Origin of the sequence: Mesorhizobium sp. WSM4898 (assembly GCF_029625845.1) — a bacterium.
In the GTDB taxonomy this organism is placed as follows: Bacteria; Pseudomonadota; Alphaproteobacteria; order Rhizobiales; family Rhizobiaceae; genus Mesorhizobium.
Genome location: NZ_JARTVQ010000001.1, coordinates 366038 through 383421, shown reverse-complemented (window position 1 = coordinate 383421; position 17384 = coordinate 366038). Strand labels below are relative to the sequence as shown.

Below are 17384 nucleotides of genomic sequence, written 5' to 3'. Positions count from 1 at the left end.
ATGTTCCCGTAATGTTCTTGCTTAAGCTGCAAATCTGTGGTTGTCTAACCTGATCCCGCTCGCCGCCTGATCGCAGGACCGGCGAGCGAGCCGGTTCCGGGGGCTTGAGACAAGATGGTAGCGCGGGTTCGCACGGTGGCTTTCCAGGGCATCGAGGCCGTGCCGGTCGATGTCCAGGTGATGATCGCGCCGGGCAAGGTCGGCATGCAGATCGTCGGCCTGCCGGATAAGGCGGTGGCAGAGAGCCGGGAACGCGTGCAGGCGGCGCTTCATGCCTCCGGCCTGTCGATGCCGTCGAAGAAGGTGACGGTGAATCTCGCGCCGGCGGACCTGCCCAAGGAAGGCAGCCATTACGACCTGCCGATCGCGCTCGGATTGATGGCCGCACTCGGCGCCATTCCGGGCGATATGCTGGCCGGCTATGTCGTGCTCGGCGAATTGTCGCTCGACGGCACCATCGCCGCTGTCGCCGGCGCGCTGCCGGCGGCGATCGGCGCCAACGCCGAAGGCAAAGGCCTGATCTGTCCGTTCGCCTGCGGGCCGGAGGCAGCCTGGGCCGGCAAGGATTTCGATATCCTGGCGCCGCGCAGCCTGATCGCCATCGCCAACCATTTTCGCGGCACCCAGGTGCTGTCGCGTCCCGAGGCAGGCATCCAGGTCGCCGCGCGCGATCTGCCGGACCTTGCCGACATCAAGGGCCAGGAAAGCGCCAAGCGGGCGCTGGAAGCGGCGGCGGCGGGCGGCCACAATCTCCTGATGGTCGGACCGCCGGGCTCGGGCAAGTCGATGCTGGCGCAAAGGCTGCCCTCGATCTTGCCGCCGCTGGCGCCGAAGGAGCTGCTCGAAGTCTCGATGATCGCGTCGGTGGCGGGCGAGCTCGGCGAAGGCAAGCTGACAGACCGACGGCCGTTCCGCGCGCCGCATCATTCGGCGTCGATGGCGGCAATGGTGGGCGGCGGCTTGCGCGTGCGGCCGGGCGAAGTGTCGCTTGCGCATCACGGCGTGCTGTTCCTCGACGAGTTCCCGGAATTCACGCCGCAGACGTTGGACGCGCTGCGCCAGCCGCTGGAGACCGGCGACTGCGTGATCGCGCGCGCCAACCACCGCGTCACCTATCCGGCGCGCATCCAGCTGGTGGCGGCGATGAACCCGTGCCGCTGCGGCATGTCGGGCGAGCCCGGCTATCGCTGCCTGCGCGGCGAGCGCTGCCGCACCGAATACCAGGCGCGCATTTCCGGCCCGCTGCTCGACCGCATCGATCTCAGGATCGAAGTGCCGGCAGTCTCGGCAAGCGACCTGATCCGGCCGGACAAGGCCGAGGCCAGTGCCGCTGTGGCGCAGCGCGTGGCGCGCGCCCGGGCCATGCAGCGCGAGCGGCTGGAAAGGCTGGGTGCGGCGGCCACCACCAACGCGCACTGCCCGCCTTCGGTCGTCGAGGCGATCGCCAGGCCCGACGCCGCCGGGCTGACGCTGCTCAAGGACGCCAGCGAAAAGCTCGCCTTCTCGGCGCGAGCCTATCACCGCGTGCTGAAGGTCGCGCGGACGCTCGCCGATCTCGACGCCAGCGAAACCGTCGGCCGCATCCATCTCGCCGAGGCGATCTCCTACCGCATGAGCGCGGAGCGCATGGCGCAGGCGGCGTAAGGTCCCTGGCGAGCTTCGCGGCGCTACCCCGCCCGGTCCTTCGCCTTCAGCTCCAGCCTGCGCGCATGCAGCACCGGCTCGGTGTAGCCGTTGGGCTGGACTGTCCCCTTGAACACCAGGTCGCAGGCGGCCTGGAAGGCGATCGACTTGTCGAAGTCGGGCGCCATCGGCCGGTAGAGCGGGTCGCCGACATTCTGGCGGTCGACGATCGCCGCCATGCGCTGCAGCGAATCCCGGACCTGGATCTCCGAGCACACCTTGTGGCGCAGCCAGTTGGCGATGTGCTGCGAGGAAATGCGCAGCGTGGCGCGGTCCTCCATCAGGCCGACATCGTTGATATCGGGCACTTTCGAGCAGCCGACGCCCTGATCGATCCAGCGCACGACATAGCCGAGAATGCCTTGCGCGTTGTTGTCGAGCTCGCGCTGGATCTCGTCCGGCGTCCAGTTCGGCCGCACCGCCACGGGCACCGACAGGATGTCGTCGAGCCTGGCCTTCGGCCGGCTCCTCAGCGCCGCCTGCACGGCGTGCACATCCACTTTATGATAGTGCGTGGCGTGCAGCGTCGCCGCGGTCGGCGAGGGCACCCAGGCGGTGTTGGCGCCGGCCTTGGGGTGCGCGATCTTTTGCTCGAGCATCGCCGCCATCAAATCCGGCATCGCCCACATGCCCTTGCCGATCTGGGCGTGGCCGGCGAGGCCGCATTCCAGGCCCGTATCGACGTTCCACGCCTCATAGGCGGAAATCCAGGCCGCCTGCTTCATGTCGCCCTTGCGGATCATCGGGCCGGCTTCCATCGAGGTGTGGATCTCGTCGCCGGTGCGGTCGAGGAAGCCGGTGTTGATGAACACGACGCGCTCCCTTGCGGCGCGGATCGCTTCCTTGAGGTTGACGGTGGTCCGCCGCTCCTCGTCCATGATGCCCATCTTGATGGTGTTCTTGGCCATGCCGAGCAGGGCCTCGACGCGATCGAAGATTTCCACGGCGAAGCCGACTTCCTCCGGCCCGTGCATCTTGGGCTTCACCACATACATCGAGCCGGCGCGGGAGTTGGCGCGGCGGCCGTTGTCGCCGACATCGTGCAGCGCGATCAGCGCGGTGAGCGCCGCGTCCATGATGCCTTCCGGCACCTCGTTGGCGTCGCGGTCGAGGATCGCCGGATTGGTCATCAGGTGGCCGACATTGCGCACCAGCATCAGCGAGCGTCCGGGCAGCAGCAGCTGGCCGCCATTCGGCGCCGTGTAGCGGCGGTCCGGATTGAGCTTGCGGACAAAGCACTTGCCGGCCTTGGTGATCTCTTCCGCCAGATCGCCCTTCATCAGGCCGAGCCAGTTGCGATAGACGACGACCTTGTCCTCGGCATCGACCGCGGCGACCGAATCCTCGCAATCCTGAATGGTGGTCAGGGCGGCCTCGAGGACGACGTCGGCAATGCCGGCCGCATCGGTCTTGCCGATCTGACTGGCATGGTCGACGACGATCTCGATATGCAGGCCGTTCTTTACCAGAAGCACGGCTTCCGGCGTGGCGGCGTCGCCGCGGTAGCCGACGAACTGCTTCGGGTCGGCAAGCGTGGTGGCGCCGGCGCCTTCGCCGACCTTCAGCGCGCCGTTCGCCACCGAGAGCCCGTTGATGCCGGCCCATTTGCCGGTGGTGAGCGGCACGGACTGGTCGAGGAAGTCCCTGACCCAGGCGATCACCTTGGCGCCGCGCGTGGGATTGAACGCCTTGGCTCTTTCGGCACCTGCGGTCTCGGGAATGGCGTCGGTGCCGTAGAGCGCGTCATAAAGCGAGCCCCAGCGCGCATTGGCGGCATTGAGCGCATAGCGCGCGTTCATCACCGGCACGACCAGCTGCGGCCCGGCGACGACCGCGATCTCCGGATCGACATTTTCGGTCGAGACGCTGAAGGCCGGGCCTTCCGGCACCAGATAGCCGATCTCCTCGAGGAAAGTTCTGTACACCTCCATGTCGACCGGCGCGCCGTTGGCGCGGTACCAGTCGTCCAGCCTCTCCTGCATGGCGTCGCGCTTGGCGAGCAGCGCGCGGTTCTTCGGCGCGAGGTCGTGGACGATGGCGGAAAAGCCCTCCCAGAACTTTTCCGGATCGATGCCGGTGCCGACTGCTGCCTCCTCGGCGACGAAGTCATGGAGCTCCCGGGCAATCTGCAACCCGGCGATCTCGATGCGGTCGGTCATCAGCACGTCTCCAGATGGGTAGGCTTTGCCGGGGCTTTGACATGTTTGGGGTTCAAGGGTCAATTCGGCTTAGGGTGAAGGTGCGGCGCGGTTTCCCTTCTCCCCTTGTGGGAGAAGGTGGATCGGCGCGCAAGCGCCGAGACGGATGAGGGGTGTTCCAGCGGAATGCGGCGCTGGTGTTCCCTGGAGCACCCCTCATCCGTCGCCTCCGGCGACACCTTCTCCCACAAGGGGAGAAGGGGGAAGGCGCGCTCACACCGCAATCCTTGGGCGCCCTGAGGCCACCGCCACCACATGCGCCTCGATGAACATGCGCTGGTTCTCGACCGTCGAGACCTTGAATTCGGTGGAAACGTCGATTTCGGCGCTGTCGGTGCCGGCATTTTTCGCGCGTTCGGCAACGATCGCCCGCACGTCGGCTTCCGCCGCGGCGATCGCCTTCTCCTCCTCGGTGAAGTCGCGCACCGTCTGCCCCGAGGCGAGCCGGAAAAGCCCTTCCCTGGGCTGGCTGACGCGGGCTTCGGCCGAGACCCGCACCTGGCCGACGACCGCGCCGAGCGCGTTGGCGACGTCGGTGTCCTCCGGCACGATGCAGCCATTGCCGATCAGCGGCGGCAGGCCGGCATAATGCAGCGGCGCCGAGGCGCCGAGGCCGATCACCGGCCGGTCGAGCGCGACGCTGAAGCGGGCGATGCCGGGATGCGCGTCGACGGCGCGCTGCACCAGCGCATGCGCGACCGTCGCGGCGCCGTCCAGCCCGTCCTCGGCGAAGGCGGTTTCGAGAATATATTCGGCCGACCAGCGCGTCAGCGTGACGAGCACGCGCTGGGCGAGCGCTTCCGGCGTCGCGGCGATCGCCTGGCCGCGGCCGTCGCGGCGGCGGGAAAACAGCTCGGCGCCGAGGCGGGCGGCGGCGGGATCCCAGTTCGACTGCTTGCCGAGCACATGGGCGGCGTCGGACGGCGTGAAGCCGCAAATGTGCACCAGGCCGCGCGCCACCAGCCGGTTGAGCGTGGCGTTCTGGGCGTTGGAGCTGAGCAGCCGGTCAAGCGCCAGCGGGGTGGCGCCGATCGCGTCGTAGAGTTTCGCTTCCGGCGCGGTGAGGCCGGCGGCGAGGCGATCCGGCACGCCGGTGCGCACGGCAAAGCGCCCGTCCATGCGGCCGGGATTCGGCGCGCGCAGCTGCCGCTCCAGCTCGGCGGTGACCGCCTCGCCATGCGCCAAGCCGGCCAGCGCCAGCGGCACCAGGCGGCGCGGCCCGAGCAGGATCTTGGGGTCGAGCGCGCCGTCCTCCAGCGCTACTTCGGAGTCGCCGCCGAGGCCGAAGGTGCGCATGGCGACGGCTTCGACCATGGTGCGGAAGCCGCCGACGGTGGCGCCTTCCGGATCGAGCCGCGGCCGGCCGCTATCCAGCACGGCGACGTCGGTGGTGGTGCCGCCGATGTCGGAGACCATGGCGTCGTCGAGCCCGGTCATGTGGCGGGCGCCGACCAGGCTGGCGGCCGGGCCGGAGAGGATCGTCTCGATCGGCCGCTGGCGGGCGAAGGCCGCCGACACCAGCGCGCCGTCGCCGCGCACCACCATCAAAGGTGCGGCGATGCCGCGCTGGCCAAGAAAGCCTTCGGTCGCCGCGACCAGCCGGTCGATCATCGAGATCAGCCGGGCGTTGAGCAAAGTGGTGAGCGCGCGGCGCGGACCGCCGAGCTTGGCCGAAAGCTCGTGGCTGGCGGTGACCGGCAGGCCGGTTTTTTCGCGGATCAGGTCGCGCGCGGCGAGCTCATGCGCCGGATTGCGGGTGGCGAAATAGGCGCAGACGGCGAAGCCCGACACCGAACCCCCAAGCTCCGGCAAGGCCGCCTCGAGGCCGGAAAGATCGAGCTTGGCGGCATTGCCGTGCACGTCGTGGCCGCCGGGGCAGAACACCACCGGATCGCTGCCGAGAGCCGTCTTCAGCCCGTCGCGGGCAAGGTCGGCCTCGGAAAAGCCGATCATCACCAGCGCCACGCGCCCGCCCTGGCCCTCGACCAGCGCGTTGGTGGCCAGCGTGGTCGACATCGACACCAGCTTGATCGCGGCCGGGTCGGTGCCGGATTTCTCCAGCACCGCGTCGACCGCGCCGGAAATGCCGACGGCGAGGTCGTGGCGCGTGGTCAGCGCCTTGGCCTTGGCCAGCACCTTGCCCTTATCTGGGTTGTCCAGGGGCCCGCCCTCCTCCGACCACAGCACGGCATCGGTATAGGTGCCGCCTGTGTCGATGCCGAGGAAGAGCGGTTTTGGCTTGGCGGTCATTTGGCGGTGGCAAGTCCGGGCAAGAGGTTTGGTGCCTGCCCCTTAGCCGATACGGGCCGGCGGATAAAGGCGGGAGCGATGGGCCAAGGAAGGGGCAAGCTCCCTTCTCCCCCTGTGGGAGAAGGTGGATCGGCGCGCAGCGCCGAGACGGATGAGGGGTGCTCCAGCTTGGCAAATACGCCCATCGGCATCATCGCCAAGGCTGCAGATCTTCGTCCCGCACATAGGCAATGATGGTATCGCAGACAGCATCGAGGTCCTTCAGAACGTCGTCATTCCAGAACCTCAACACGCGAAATCCCTTTGCCTTCAATTCGGCGTCGCGCTCCTGGTCGTGGGGCGAGCCCGCATGCTGACTGCCATCGATTTCGATGATAAGCCGAGCCTCGGCGCAAACGAAGTCGGCGACGAATCTACCCACTGGCACCTGCCGGCGGAACTTGATCTTGTCGAGACGGCGGCCGCGCAGCTCCTGCCACAGACGGTCCTCCCCCTCTGTCGACTCGCGGCGCATCCGACGAGCGAAATTGCGCTTGGCCGGGGTTACGGGTTGATGCGGCATGGCGGAAGACTCGGCCTCATTTCGTCCAATTCTCCAACATCGCACTCCGTCCAACACCCCTCATCCCGTCTCGGCGCTGCGCGCCGAGCCACCTTCTCCCACAAGGGGAGAAGGGAGGTGCCCTACTCCGCCAGATCCACCGTCTCCGTCGAATGCTCGACGCAGATGAAGCAGCAGGTGTCGCAGGGCTGGTCGTTGTCGGGGCCGACGCCGGCGGTGACGGAATCGTTGCCGACCACCCAGGCGCCCCAGCAGATGTGCTCGCCGGGCTCGCAGGAGATCGGCACGGATTTGCGCGCCTGCGGGCGGATGAGGAAGACCTTGTCGCCGCCCGGCCAGACTTTCTTGCTGTCGCGGCTGAACAGCTCCAGCGCGACGCCGTCCGAACGCTGGTTGCGGACAAAGACCGACATGTCGGCGGCGAAGGCCGGCGCGGTGAGGAGAAGAGCGGCGAGCAGAGCGCGAATCATGGCGAGGGTTCCCGAGGGAGAGTAGAGCACGGGAAGCACCGGTAATCTCCCCCTCGAGGGGAAATGGCCGCGAAGCGGTCAGAGGGAGTCCTTGCGCGTAGAACGCCGACCTCATCTCGTGCCGCACGGCGTTGGCGCTCCACGCGCGGCGACCCCCTCTGTCGCCTTTGGCGACATCTCCCCCTCGAGGGGGGAGATCAGCGCCTCACCACCACGTGCGGCGCGAATGTCTTCACCGCCTCGATCAAGTCCTGGTCGTGGATGTCGAGCGAGGAGATCTCCATGTGCACGGTGGTCTTGCCGAAGGGCATCAGGCCGAAGGCATTGGCGGCGGCGTATTTGATCGCGTCGGGCGGCTCCTCGGTGAGCTCGAAATTGAGCATCGCCGCACCCTTGCCGCCGGAGGCGAGGCGCACGCTCCGCACCTTGTTCCACGGCACCAGCACGTCGCCGGCGCGAGCATCGCGGAAGCCGCGCTGATCGAGGGTGACCTTGACCGAATTGTCGAAGGCGCCGCGCGAAATGAAGACGCCGAGCGCCAGGAAGGCGACGCCGAGCAGCCCGATCCACAGCACATGGCCGCCGGAGGTCCCCGAGGCGACGCCCTGCAGCGCCCCGAAGCCAAAGATACCGCCGATCAGGAACGGTCCCACCGCCGGCAGGATCTTGCCGGAGGCGCTGTTGCGGATTTCAAGCGGCGCGGCCATTTTTCGGCCGCTCACCGTTCCGGTTTCAGCAGCGTCGAGATCCACCCGATGAAGGTGAGGACCAGGAACGGATAGCCGGCGGCGGGCAAAGGCGCCGATGTGGGCAAAAGCGGCGCGCCCCAGAGCATCATCACCGCCGACACGACGAAGAGCACGGCCGCGACGAAAGCGGTGAGTCGCATCCACAGCGCGAAGGTTTTTGGCGCGCTGACCATGACCAGCCCCGCCGCCCAGAGGCAAATGCCGCCGACATAGGACGGCACGCTGGCCTCAAGGCCCGCCGCATTGCCGGCCAGAAGCAGGCTTTCGCCGGCAAGGAAAGTGAGGAAGCCGGCCGCGACAAGGTCATTGCCGAGCCGCTGGTATTTCACCACGAGCAGTGCCGCCGCCACGACGACACCCACGCCGTCGATGGTCCACAGCGTCTCGCGCAGCGCATCGCTGGCAACGAAGGTACCCGCCATGCCCAACGCGCCGCCGATGGCGAGGCCGATCGCGGCAATGGTGTCCGAGGTGGAGCGCATGTGATGTCTCCCCAAGCTGGGGAGGCAGGATACGTCAAGGTGGGAGGATCTCCAACGGTCTAGAGTTTTTGCAGCAACCTCGCGGCCAACGATTTTACGCGAGCCTTCTTCCCTTCATATGTTGCCACTACTAAAAGACCAACATCAGCCTGCTCTAGAGAAATCGAACTTAAATTGATGTCGGAAAATACGTCAATCCACCGATCAATCATCACATCATTCAGGAGTTTCACAAGAATTAACTTGTCCTCCGAAAGACGGCCATCTAAATAAAACTTCCATCTGTCGGCAGAAATTCCATTTATTACCTGATCTGCGTATGGTTGAGCGCTCCAACTAACTCCATACTGATTGCCGATCTTTACACAGAGAGCCGCAGTAACACATTGGGCAACCGCAGGGCCAGGAATCGATGTGCCTAAGTTCGCAAGTTCGCGCATAGGAGCCGGTTCGTTGTAGAAGTTATTTGGCCCGTTATGCGCAGCGATTACGCTACTAGCAATCCTTATGAAGGTGTTTGAACGCAGGTTTTCAGGAACATAGTCAAAACCTTTCACCGCCACCAAAACACTATGAAGACCTGATATCGTCTGTCTTTTTCCTTCGTTAAATTGCTCAGCATAGGCTTGACCGACTTGCCATTTCTCCGGACTTTTGAGTTGCGGCCAAAGTTCAGGGATTAATACTTGTGCATTCCTTACGGTATGCTCAAGCTCAGCGCCCTTAGCCGACTTAAATAGCGATAGCAAGACGCCGATAGCAGTTTTTATAAAGAAATAGGGAGAAGACTTTAACTTCAACAACTGATGGGAGGTTCCAGTCAAAGTTTCGGCGGTGAGAGTATCTCTGAAGGCTTTAAAATCTTCCGCGGCTGAAATTTTCTCATGGGCGAGGACGCCTTGAACGCATATCCTAAGGCATGAAATGGCGTCCTCTTTCGTCATTTCTTCCGTTATTTCGTTTCCATCCGCATCTGCGGAGCTAGCAAAATAGTTGACAATTGTTTGTGACTGGAGAAGCCGCGTTGTTTGCAACTTGCTAAGCATGCCAATATCGCGAGCTAGAGAAATTGCCTCGGCGTCCGAGACTTCGGTGGCAACATCTGAAAACTCATCGATATCAGGGCGCTGCAACAATTCCCCTATGAACGATACGCCAAATGTACGAGGCAGCAATCTCATAATTCCCAGCGTTGAAATTCATCGCGATCTGTGCGCGTTCTTTCGATTTCAGCTGCAGAGCGTGGCCCGCCAGAGTCGGGGCATCCGAGATGCCATCCAACGCGATCGTCGGGTTGGCCTCTTTCCAAAGTTGAACGCTGCCGTCGCTCATACAGGGGCACCCTCATAAATCGTGAAGCCGTCTTGCGACTGAAATAGTGCGCATACGAACGCTGATCCAACAAGCTGTTTGACGCCCTCAAAAGCCCGACGTCTGGCACCCCCAACCACGGTTGGAAGGGGCGATGCGCTTCGATAGAACCCTCGGTAAGCTACCACCCCACCACTGGTATCAAAGACCACGATGCCGTCACATGATAGAAAGCCAGCGAGTAGCTCCTCAAGCCGATTTAGCTGTGTGATTGACTCAGCGCTCCCGATTGTCAGGTAACTGCGAAACGCATCCATAAAATCGAGGCTCGGCTCTATCAAAACCACGTCCGCAATCTCGGGCGGCTTCTTCTCATTGAAATTCTCGCAACATACGACAATCGTCCCATGAGAGCCGACAACCGCCCTCCTGAGCAAATTCGCGAAGTAGAAAATGAATTTTTCCTTGATTTCGTCAGCAGCGATCGACCTCGCGCAATTTTTGGCAAACGGCTCAAAATGGTCGTCGCTAGACGTTGCGACCTCTTGGCGAGTCGTAGAAAATTCAAAATGGTATGCACTTCCCTTAGAGCCAATTATTTCGATCGTGCCAACGTGTATCCGGTGAACGAGAAGGGCGAATTCTCTGGACAAAAGAGACATACTATCTCTTAGAGAGAATGAAGTCGGTGACCGGTCAAAGCTAAATACACCATACTCCACCTTTGCGTCAGATATTCGTGATATATATAAATGCCAATTCCTACCGCAGAGAGGTGCGCAGTCCTTCAGAATAGTTTTGCCTGCTTCAATTCCAAATTCAACCTCTCCAATTTTATAGAAAATAGATCCCGGCAATACAGATAATACACTTGAGATGTTTTGGCAAAAAATGGCCGATATTTCTATTTCCCTGCCTTCCTCTTTGTAGTTTAGTATCTTACCAGCCAGGTATGAGATGAGCTTTTGTGACGGGCCGCAACTGAGCTTTTCGTCGTCGAAAATTTCGGATATGGCGCTTATGGTCTGCTGTCGAAAAGAAACTGTAGCTAGTCTCTAGTTCGAAGAATAAAGCAATGCAGGGACGGTATCGTTTTTGCGCGACCTTCTCAATCCCCATTAAATCCGTACGGACATATCCATTTCAGCGAACGCCCGCGTTTGTTGGCCTGGCACATGAGTGCGAAAACCTAAGAGAACAAAGCAAGAATTTTGGTGTACATTAGTAATTGCGAATCGAAACTGGAAAGGGTGCCTCCATGCCAGCATTCGGAATGTCCGCATTCTTGCGCATCGTCCACATGAATGTGCGGCCACAGCGAACTGAGCTTCGCCGAAGGTCTGTTCCAAGAGATGGAGGCTACGACTTTCATAGCAGCCTTCGTCGGCTGTCTCAGCGTTTGATGTCAGGCGAGCCGTTAGAAGATGTCGTGGAGGCAACTCTGGCAATTATTCAACTGCCGGAAAGACAATCAGCTCAACTCGGCCTGCAGCGACTGGCGGCTTGGCGAGCCCAATATCCAGGCGCTGTCTTGGAAATTGCCCCTATAACGGTGCAAAGCCCTGAGGAGCGGTTTTCCGTAACCTACACTCCGAACTTTGGGCTTCAGATTGGAGACCGTTCTGTCGCAATACATGTTTGGAACACGGTAAAGCCGCGTCTTGAAGAGCGGTTGGTTCGAGCGGTTCTATCGCCATTTCAACCTGCCTATCAGGCCACGGTTAGTTCGCCGGACGATATCGCAGTTCTGTGCTTGCGCACAATGCGGCTCATTCGCCTTGGTGACGCTTCTGACGTTGCGGGACTAGGCCAACTGATCTTTGCAAGCGTAGACGGTATTTTTCGGGAGATCGAAGCGACACGCGAAGGCCCTCGGCCTCCCTCCGAAGATCATCCTGCACCGCCCCCGGGAGAATAGCCTCCACCGCGCAGTTCCAGCGCCGCGCTGTCGGGGGGCCCGCTGCCTGCCGGCAGCTCCCCCGCTTTCGAAACCTGCCATCGATTCACTGGATCGATGGCTTGGCGCGCTACGCGCGCCAACCGGCTTCTCAATCGCCCATCTTCAGCGCCTGGATAAACGCCTCCTGCGGGATATCCACCTTGCCGAACTGGCGCATCCGCTTCTTGCCCTCTTTCTGCTTGTCGAGCAGCTTGCGCTTGCGGGTCACGTCGCCGCCGTAGCATTTGGCGGTGACGTCCTTGCGCAGCGCCGAGACGGTCTCGCGGGCGATGATGCGGCCGCCGATGGCCGCCTGGATCGGGATCTTGAACAGGTGCTGCGGGATCAGCTCCTTCAGCTTCTCGCACATGGCGCGGCCGCGCTTTTCCGCCGCCGAGCGGTGCACCAGCATCGACAGGGCGTCGACCGGCTCGTCATTGACCAGGATCGACATCTTCACCAGGTCGCCCTCACGGTAGTTGGTCAAATGATAGTCGAACGAGGCGTAGCCCTTGGAGATCGACTTCAGGCGATCGTAGAAGTCGAACACCACCTCGTTGAGCGGCAGGTCGTAGGTGAGCATGGCGCGCTTGCCGACATAGGAGAGATCGGCCTGGATGCCGCGCCTGTCCTGGCACAGCTTCAGGATGCCGCCGAGATAGTCGTCGGGCGTAAGAATCGTGGCGCGGATCCACGGCTCCTCGATCGAGGCGATCTTGACCACGTCGGGCATGTCGGCCGGGTTGTGCAGTTCCTTCGTCGTGCCGTCGATGAGGTTCATGCGGTAGACGACCGACGGCGCGGTGGCGATGAGGTCGAGGTTGAACTCGCGCTCCAGCCGCTCCTGGATGATCTCGAGGTGCAGCAGCCCGAGGAAGCCGCAGCGGAAGCCGAAGCCGAGCGCGGCGGAGGTCTCCATTTCGTATGAGAAGGAGGCGTCGTTGAGGCGCAGCTTGCCGACGGCGGCGCGCAGATCCTCGAAATCGGCGGCGTCGACCGGGAACAGGCCGCAGAACACCACCGGCTGCGCCGGCTTGAAGCCGGGCAGCGCCTTTTGCGTCGGGCGGCGGTCCTCGGTGATGGTGTCGCCGACGCGGGTGTCGGCCACTTCCTTGATCGAGCCGGTGAAGAAGCCGAACTCGCCGGGGCCGAGCTCGTCGACATTGACGCGGGCCGGCTTGAAGACGCCGGTGCGCTCGACGAGATATTTTGCGCCGGTGCCCATCATGCGGATGGTCTGGCCCTTCTTCATCACGCCGTCGATGATGCGCACCAGAACGATGACGCCGAGATAGGCATCGTACCAAGAGTCGACCAGCATGGCTTTCAGCGGGGCGGCGATGTCGCCCTCGCGCGGCGGCGGCAACTGGTGGACGATCGCCTCCAGCACGTCCGGCACGCCGAGGCCGGTCTTGGCCGAGATCATGACGGCATTGGAGGCGTCGAGGCCGATCACCTCCTCCACCTGCTCGCGGATGCGCTCGGGCTCGGCGGCCGGCAGGTCGACCTTGTTCAACACCACGACGATCTCGTGGTTGTTGTCGATGGCCTGGTAGACGTTGGCCAAGGTCTGCGCCTCGACCCCTTGCGAAGCGTCGACCACCAGCAGCGAGCCCTCGCAGGCGGCCAGCGAGCGCGACACCTCGTAGGCGAAGTCGACATGGCCGGGGGTGTCGATGAGGTTCAGCACGTAATCCTCGCCGTTCCTGGCGCGGTAGTTGAGCCTGACCGTCTGGGCCTTGATGGTGATGCCGCGCTCGCGCTCGATGTCCATCGAGTCCAGCACCTGCTCCTTCATGTCGCGCTCCTCCAGCGCGCCGGTGAGCTGGATCAGCCGGTCGGCAAGCGTGGATTTGCCATGGTCGATATGGGCGACGATGGAGAAATTGCGGATGTGGTCGAGGGGCGTCGTCATGCGGCGCGCTTTAGCAGGGGCGGGTTTAAGGGGCAAGCGGTGGGCCCGGGGAGATCGGAGCAGAGCAGGCAAACACGCTCGCCAATGTCTGAACACGGCCAATGATCGGAGGCCGGCGCTGCCCCTCATCGCCCTGCCGGGCACTTCTCCCCGTAAGTGACGGGGAGAAGGGGCTGGCCGCCGCCTCGGTACCTTTCTTGCAGCGTTCCAAATTGGCGAAATCGTCGATGGGGGCGCCCCTCTCCCCGTTACCATACGGGGAGAGGGGCCGGCAGGCAGGTGAGGGGCAGCGCAAGCGTTTGAAGGCTAGGACGCCTCCGCGCAAAAATTCAAATCTACTTAAACTTTCATGCACTCATTTTGGGCATATCTCCACCTCTGGTGGCAGGCAGGTTGCATTGCCGGTGTGTATGGGGTTGGGGCATGTTCTCGTCGGCAAGAGATTTCGTTCGATCGCAAGGCGGCTCGATGCTGCCGATGATGGCGCTGTTGGCGATCCCGCTGCTGCTCGCGGTCGGCTTTTCCGTCGACTACACCTCGGCGGTGACGACCAGGAGCAACATGCAGCAGGCGCTGGACGCCGCGATCCTGTCGATCACCACGCTGCCGACCACCACCTCGAAGGCCGACCGCCAGACGGCGCTGCAGCAAGCCTATGTCGCCAATAGCGGGCTGGGCGACGCGACGCTCACCGCCGTCAACGTCGCCGCCGACGGCACGGCGACGTTCAGCGCCACGGCGGCCTATCCGATGCCGACCAGTTTCATGCAGATCGCGAGGATCAATTCGGTCGATGTCGGCGTCGGCTCCTCGGTGCGCAAGGCGCCGGCGCTGGTGCAGTCCACCTTCAAGGTGACGAAGGTGTCGGGCTACTGGAACAAGACGATGACCCTCTACGGCACCCAGTTCGGCCAGACCAAGGCCAAGCCGCTGATGACGATCAGCTATAACTACAACGGCTATGGCGACCCGAAGGGCTACGGCACAACCACGGTGAGCACCATCAACGGGTCGACGACGACCGTGGTGCAGAAACAGGTCTGCACGACCTCGACGGTCGACAATTTCAACAATCTGCCGAGCGGGGCGATCACCCAGACCAGCGGCAGCAACAAGTACGTCACGACCTGCGCCGATACCTTCTATCCGGCCAATGGCGCCGGCGCGGTGATCGATGTCAGCCAGATGGACCAGCTCTATCTGCAAATGGACGTTCCCTCGGGCAACCCGAAGGTGCTGAAGTCGAACGATCCCAACACCTCGAACCGGCTCTACATCGGCAGCAGCCAGACGAATATGCCCGAGGTCGCGACCGGCCAGAAAGTCGACATCTTCACCTCGGTGCCCTGCGGCCAGACCGGCTACCAGGCCTGGGAAGACGGCGGCAACCCTGTGCCGGCGCCGGTTTCCAATGCCGACTTCTTCTACAATGTGACCGGCAAATGCGCCTTCAATCAGCGCCCGTCCGAGACGGTGCTGACGCAGTAGCGCCCTCCCTTCTCCCCCTTGTGGGAGAAGGTGTCGCCGAAGTCGACGGATGAGGGGTGCTCCAGCTTGGCGGCGCCTTAAGTCTAGACAAGAATCTAGCAGACGCGCTCGCGAGCGTCTCACTCCGCTGGAGCGCCCCTCATTCGTCTCGGCGCTGCGCGCCGATCCACCTTCTCCCACAAGGGGAGAAGGGGAAGGCGCCTCTCAATCACAAACCGGTGAAGCTGTAACGAAGTCCTCCGCGGCGGCGAAATGGGAGCATTGCCCCGCTACGGAGACTGCTTCCCATGACCGGATTGAAGACAAGGATCGGCCTGCTTGCCGGCGCGACATTTGCTGCGCTTGCCGCCACGCTCGATGCCGCTTCCGCCGAGCCGCTTACCGTGGTCGAGCTGTTCACCAGCCAGGGCTGCTCGTCCTGCCCGCCGGCCAATGCCAATCTGATCAAGGTCAAGGATCGGCCGGGCGTGCTGGCGCTGTCCTTCAACGTCACCTACTGGGACTATCTCGGCTGGAAGGACATTTTCGGCCGGCAGGAATTCACCCAGCGCCAGGTCGCCTACGAGCCGCCGCTCGGCCATGACGGGCCGTTCACGCCGCAGGTGGTGGTGAACGGCAGCGCCGACGCCGTCGGTGCGGCGCCCGGCGAGATCGAGCGGCTGATCTCGACAACCCCGCACGCCAAGGGTCCGGCGCTCTCGCTCGGCGACGGCAAGGTGAGCATCGGCGCCGGCACGGCGCCCGGTGGCGCGGCCGATGTCTGGCTGGTGCGCTACGCACGCGGCGTCGTCGAGGTGCCGGTGGCGCGCGGCGAGAACACCGGACGCACGCTGCCGCATGCCAATGTCGTGCATTCGCTGCAGAGGCTCGGCCGCTGGAACGGCGAGGCGACGACGCTGCCGCTGCCTACGGCACCCGGGGGCTTGAGCACGGCAGTGCTGGTGCAGACGCCGGACGGCGGGCCGATCCTGGCCGCCGCGGCAAACTGATTTTTCTTTTCGCGCGGGCCGCATCAGAGCGGCAACGCTTAACCAAAGGCCCGCATCTGCGCGCCAAACCCAAGGAGAACTAGCATGACCAGATTCCTCACGCTGCCGACGCTGGCTTTCGCGCTTGCCGCTGCCGCGTTCGTTGCCGGCGCCCGTGCCGACGACACGACCGACGCGATGAAGCCAGCCAATGCGATGGCGACGGAAAGGATGAAGCCGGCGACCGATGCTATGATGCCGACCGGCGCGATGAAGCCCGCGGATAAAATGAAGCCCGATGCGATGGCGACCCAGGCGATGAAACCCGCCACGGATGCCATGAAGCCCGCGGATGCGATGAAGCCTGCCGACGCGATGGCGCCGGCGCAATAAGTCAGCGGCCCGGTCTCTTGGCAACAATCGCCATCGGCCATAAGCCGCCGCACGGCAAAGTGAGAAACCAGCGGCGGCTTGCTTCGTATATAGTGGAACAACGAACAAGGAGATCCGACATGAACGGCATCGACAAAAAGGCGGCGCGGCGCTCGCTGGCCCCGCTTGCAGCGCTGGTGCTGCCGGCGGCCGCGGCCGTCTTCTGGCAGACGCCGGCGCGTTCGGCCGAGGACGCGGTGGTGATCCCGCCGCCGGTTTTGGATGAAAAGGCCGCCAGCGGCAGGGAGAAAGCGATCTTCGCCGGCGGCTGCTTCTGGGGCGTGCAGGGCGTGTTCCAACACGTCAAGGGCGTCAGCAAGGCCGTCTCCGGCTACGCTGGCGGCAGCGCCGAGAACGCCGTCTACGAGGTCGTCGGCACCGGCCGCACCGGCCACGCGGAATCGGTCGAGATCACCTACGATCCGTCGAAGGTCACCTATGGCCAATTGCTGCAGGTCTATTTCTCGGTCGCGCACAATCCGACTCAGCTCAACTACCAGGGGCCGGACCAGGGCACGCAGTACCGCTCGACCATCTTTGCCGAGAACGACGAGCAGAAGAAGATCGCCGAGAGCTACATCGCCCAGCTCGACAAGGCCAAGGTGTTTTCGAAGCCGATCGTGACGACGCTTGAGACGGGCAAGACCTTCTATCCGGCCGAGGATTACCATCAGGATTTCCTGACGCTGAACCCGACCTACCCTTATATCGTCTACAACGACCTGCCGAAGATCGAGAATTTGAAAGCGCTGTTTCCCGCGCTCTACAGCGAGAAGCCGGTGCTGGTGCTGGCAAGTAGCAAAAGCTGAGGATGACCATCTTAGGCCTTCTCCCCGTCACTATACGGGGAGAAGGTGCCGGCAGGCGGATGAGGGGCGGCGCCGGCATTTGCAGGAACGGGCCGCCGCTCTGCTTGACAGGTTTGCGCTGCCCCTCA

The 17384-nt window shown here is 63.3% G+C and carries 15 protein-coding genes; 5 read left to right on the top strand and 10 right to left on the bottom strand.

The window, feature by feature from the left end; genetic code table 11:
- The first annotated feature begins 114 nt into the window (after positions 1–114).
- The gene (locus tag P9228_RS01935) at positions 115–1644 is read left to right on the top strand and encodes a YifB family Mg chelatase-like AAA ATPase (protein WP_278052100.1); all 1530 of its coding nucleotides are present in this window, start codon (positions 115–117) and stop codon (positions 1642–1644) included.
- A 23-nt stretch (positions 1645–1667) separates the two neighbouring features.
- Here the strand turns inward: P9228_RS01935 and P9228_RS01930 are convergent, their stop codons facing one another.
- The 10 genes from P9228_RS01930 to lepA form a co-directional block, all read right to left on the bottom strand.
- The gene (locus P9228_RS01930; RefSeq protein ID WP_278052099.1) at positions 1668–3842 is read right to left on the bottom strand and encodes a malate synthase G; all 2175 of its coding nucleotides are present in this window, start codon (positions 3840–3842) and stop codon (positions 1668–1670) included.
- A 252-nt stretch (positions 3843–4094) separates the two neighbouring features.
- Entirely contained in the window at positions 4095–6131 is a 2037-nt protein-coding gene (locus P9228_RS01925; protein ID WP_278052098.1) for a hydantoinase/oxoprolinase family protein, read from the bottom strand.
- A 190-nt stretch (positions 6132–6321) separates the two neighbouring features.
- Positions 6322–6693 carry a DUF559 domain-containing protein gene (locus P9228_RS01920; protein WP_278052097.1) on the bottom strand — a complete coding sequence of 124 codons (372 nt, stop codon included), beginning with the start codon at positions 6691–6693 and terminating at the stop codon, positions 6322–6324.
- Between the two features lie 122 nt (positions 6694–6815).
- On the bottom strand, positions 6816–7163 hold the full coding sequence (locus P9228_RS01915; RefSeq protein WP_278052096.1) for a hypothetical protein: 348 nt from the start codon (positions 7161–7163) through the stop codon (positions 6816–6818).
- 197 nt (positions 7164–7360) lie between these two features.
- Positions 7361–7870, bottom strand: a complete 510-nt coding sequence (locus P9228_RS01910) for a hypothetical protein (RefSeq protein WP_278052095.1) — start codon at positions 7868–7870, stop codon at positions 7361–7363.
- An 11-nt stretch (positions 7871–7881) separates the two neighbouring features.
- Positions 7882–8394 (bottom strand): hypothetical protein, encoded by a 513-nt coding sequence (locus tag P9228_RS01905; RefSeq protein ID WP_278052094.1) that lies wholly within the window; start codon positions 8392–8394, stop codon positions 7882–7884.
- 59 nt (positions 8395–8453) lie between these two features.
- Positions 8454–9527: a hypothetical protein gene (locus P9228_RS01900; RefSeq protein WP_278052093.1), complete on the bottom strand. Its 1074-nt coding sequence runs from the start codon at positions 9525–9527 to the stop codon at positions 8454–8456.
- Complete coding sequence (locus P9228_RS01895) at positions 9514–9726, bottom strand: hypothetical protein (protein ID WP_278052092.1); 213 nt, start codon at positions 9724–9726, stop codon at positions 9514–9516. Before P9228_RS01895 ends, P9228_RS01900 begins: the two co-directional genes overlap by 14 nt.
- Positions 9723–10367, bottom strand: coding sequence for a hypothetical protein (locus P9228_RS01890; RefSeq protein ID WP_278052091.1), 645 nt, complete (start codon positions 10365–10367; stop codon positions 9723–9725). Before P9228_RS01890 ends, P9228_RS01895 begins: the two co-directional genes overlap by 4 nt.
- 1386 nt (positions 10368–11753) lie before the next feature.
- Positions 11754–13559 (bottom strand): translation elongation factor 4, encoded by a 1806-nt coding sequence (lepA, locus tag P9228_RS01885; RefSeq protein WP_278052090.1) that lies wholly within the window; start codon positions 13557–13559, stop codon positions 11754–11756.
- A 423-nt stretch (positions 13560–13982) separates the two neighbouring features.
- Here lepA and P9228_RS01880 point away from each other — a divergent pair, with 423 nt between their 5' ends.
- The 4 genes from P9228_RS01880 to msrA all read left to right on the top strand — a co-directional run bounded on the left by P9228_RS01880 (position 13983) and on the right by msrA (position 17256).
- A complete protein-coding gene (locus tag P9228_RS01880) occupies positions 13983–15047 on the top strand; it encodes a pilus assembly protein TadG-related protein (protein WP_278052089.1) in 1065 nt (354 codons plus the stop codon).
- A gap of 287 nt (positions 15048–15334) precedes the next feature.
- On the top strand, positions 15335–16036 hold the full coding sequence (locus P9228_RS01875) for a DUF1223 domain-containing protein (protein WP_278052088.1): 702 nt from the start codon (positions 15335–15337) through the stop codon (positions 16034–16036).
- An 84-nt stretch (positions 16037–16120) separates the two neighbouring features.
- Positions 16121–16408: a hypothetical protein gene (locus P9228_RS01870; RefSeq protein ID WP_278052087.1), complete on the top strand. Its 288-nt coding sequence runs from the start codon at positions 16121–16123 to the stop codon at positions 16406–16408.
- Between the two features lie 119 nt (positions 16409–16527).
- Positions 16528–17256 carry a peptide-methionine (S)-S-oxide reductase MsrA gene (msrA, locus tag P9228_RS01865; RefSeq protein ID WP_278052086.1) on the top strand — a complete coding sequence of 243 codons (729 nt, stop codon included), beginning with the start codon at positions 16528–16530 and terminating at the stop codon, positions 17254–17256.
- Positions 17257–17384: the final 128 nt, after the last annotated feature.

Excerpts from the sequence above, each read along its gene's own strand:
- P9228_RS01935 (WP_278052100.1), top strand. The coding sequence starts at position 115 with ATGGTAGCGCGGGTTCGCACGGTGGCTTTCCAGGGCATCGAGGCCGTG.
- P9228_RS01930 (WP_278052099.1), bottom strand. The coding sequence starts at position 3,842 with ATGACCGACCGCATCGAGATCGCCGGGTTGCAGATTGCCCGGGAGCTC.
- P9228_RS01925 (WP_278052098.1), bottom strand. The coding sequence starts at position 6,131 with ATGACCGCCAAGCCAAAACCGCTCTTCCTCGGCATCGACACAGGCGGC.
- P9228_RS01920 (WP_278052097.1), bottom strand. The coding sequence starts at position 6,693 with ATGCCGCATCAACCCGTAACCCCGGCCAAGCGCAATTTCGCTCGTCGG.
- P9228_RS01915 (WP_278052096.1), bottom strand. The coding sequence starts at position 7,163 with ATGATTCGCGCTCTGCTCGCCGCTCTTCTCCTCACCGCGCCGGCCTTC.
- P9228_RS01910 (WP_278052095.1), bottom strand. The coding sequence starts at position 7,870 with ATGGCCGCGCCGCTTGAAATCCGCAACAGCGCCTCCGGCAAGATCCTG.
- P9228_RS01905 (WP_278052094.1), bottom strand. The coding sequence starts at position 8,394 with ATGCGCTCCACCTCGGACACCATTGCCGCGATCGGCCTCGCCATCGGC.
- P9228_RS01895 (WP_278052092.1), bottom strand. The coding sequence starts at position 9,726 with ATGAGCGACGGCAGCGTTCAACTTTGGAAAGAGGCCAACCCGACGATC.
- P9228_RS01890 (WP_278052091.1), bottom strand. The coding sequence starts at position 10,367 with ATGTCTCTTTTGTCCAGAGAATTCGCCCTTCTCGTTCACCGGATACAC.
- lepA (WP_278052090.1), bottom strand. The coding sequence starts at position 13,559 with ATGACGACGCCCCTCGACCACATCCGCAATTTCTCCATCGTCGCCCAT.
- P9228_RS01880 (WP_278052089.1), top strand. The coding sequence starts at position 13,983 with ATGTTCTCGTCGGCAAGAGATTTCGTTCGATCGCAAGGCGGCTCGATG.
- P9228_RS01875 (WP_278052088.1), top strand. The coding sequence starts at position 15,335 with ATGACCGGATTGAAGACAAGGATCGGCCTGCTTGCCGGCGCGACATTT.
- P9228_RS01870 (WP_278052087.1), top strand. The coding sequence starts at position 16,121 with ATGACCAGATTCCTCACGCTGCCGACGCTGGCTTTCGCGCTTGCCGCT.
- msrA (WP_278052086.1), top strand. The coding sequence starts at position 16,528 with ATGAACGGCATCGACAAAAAGGCGGCGCGGCGCTCGCTGGCCCCGCTT.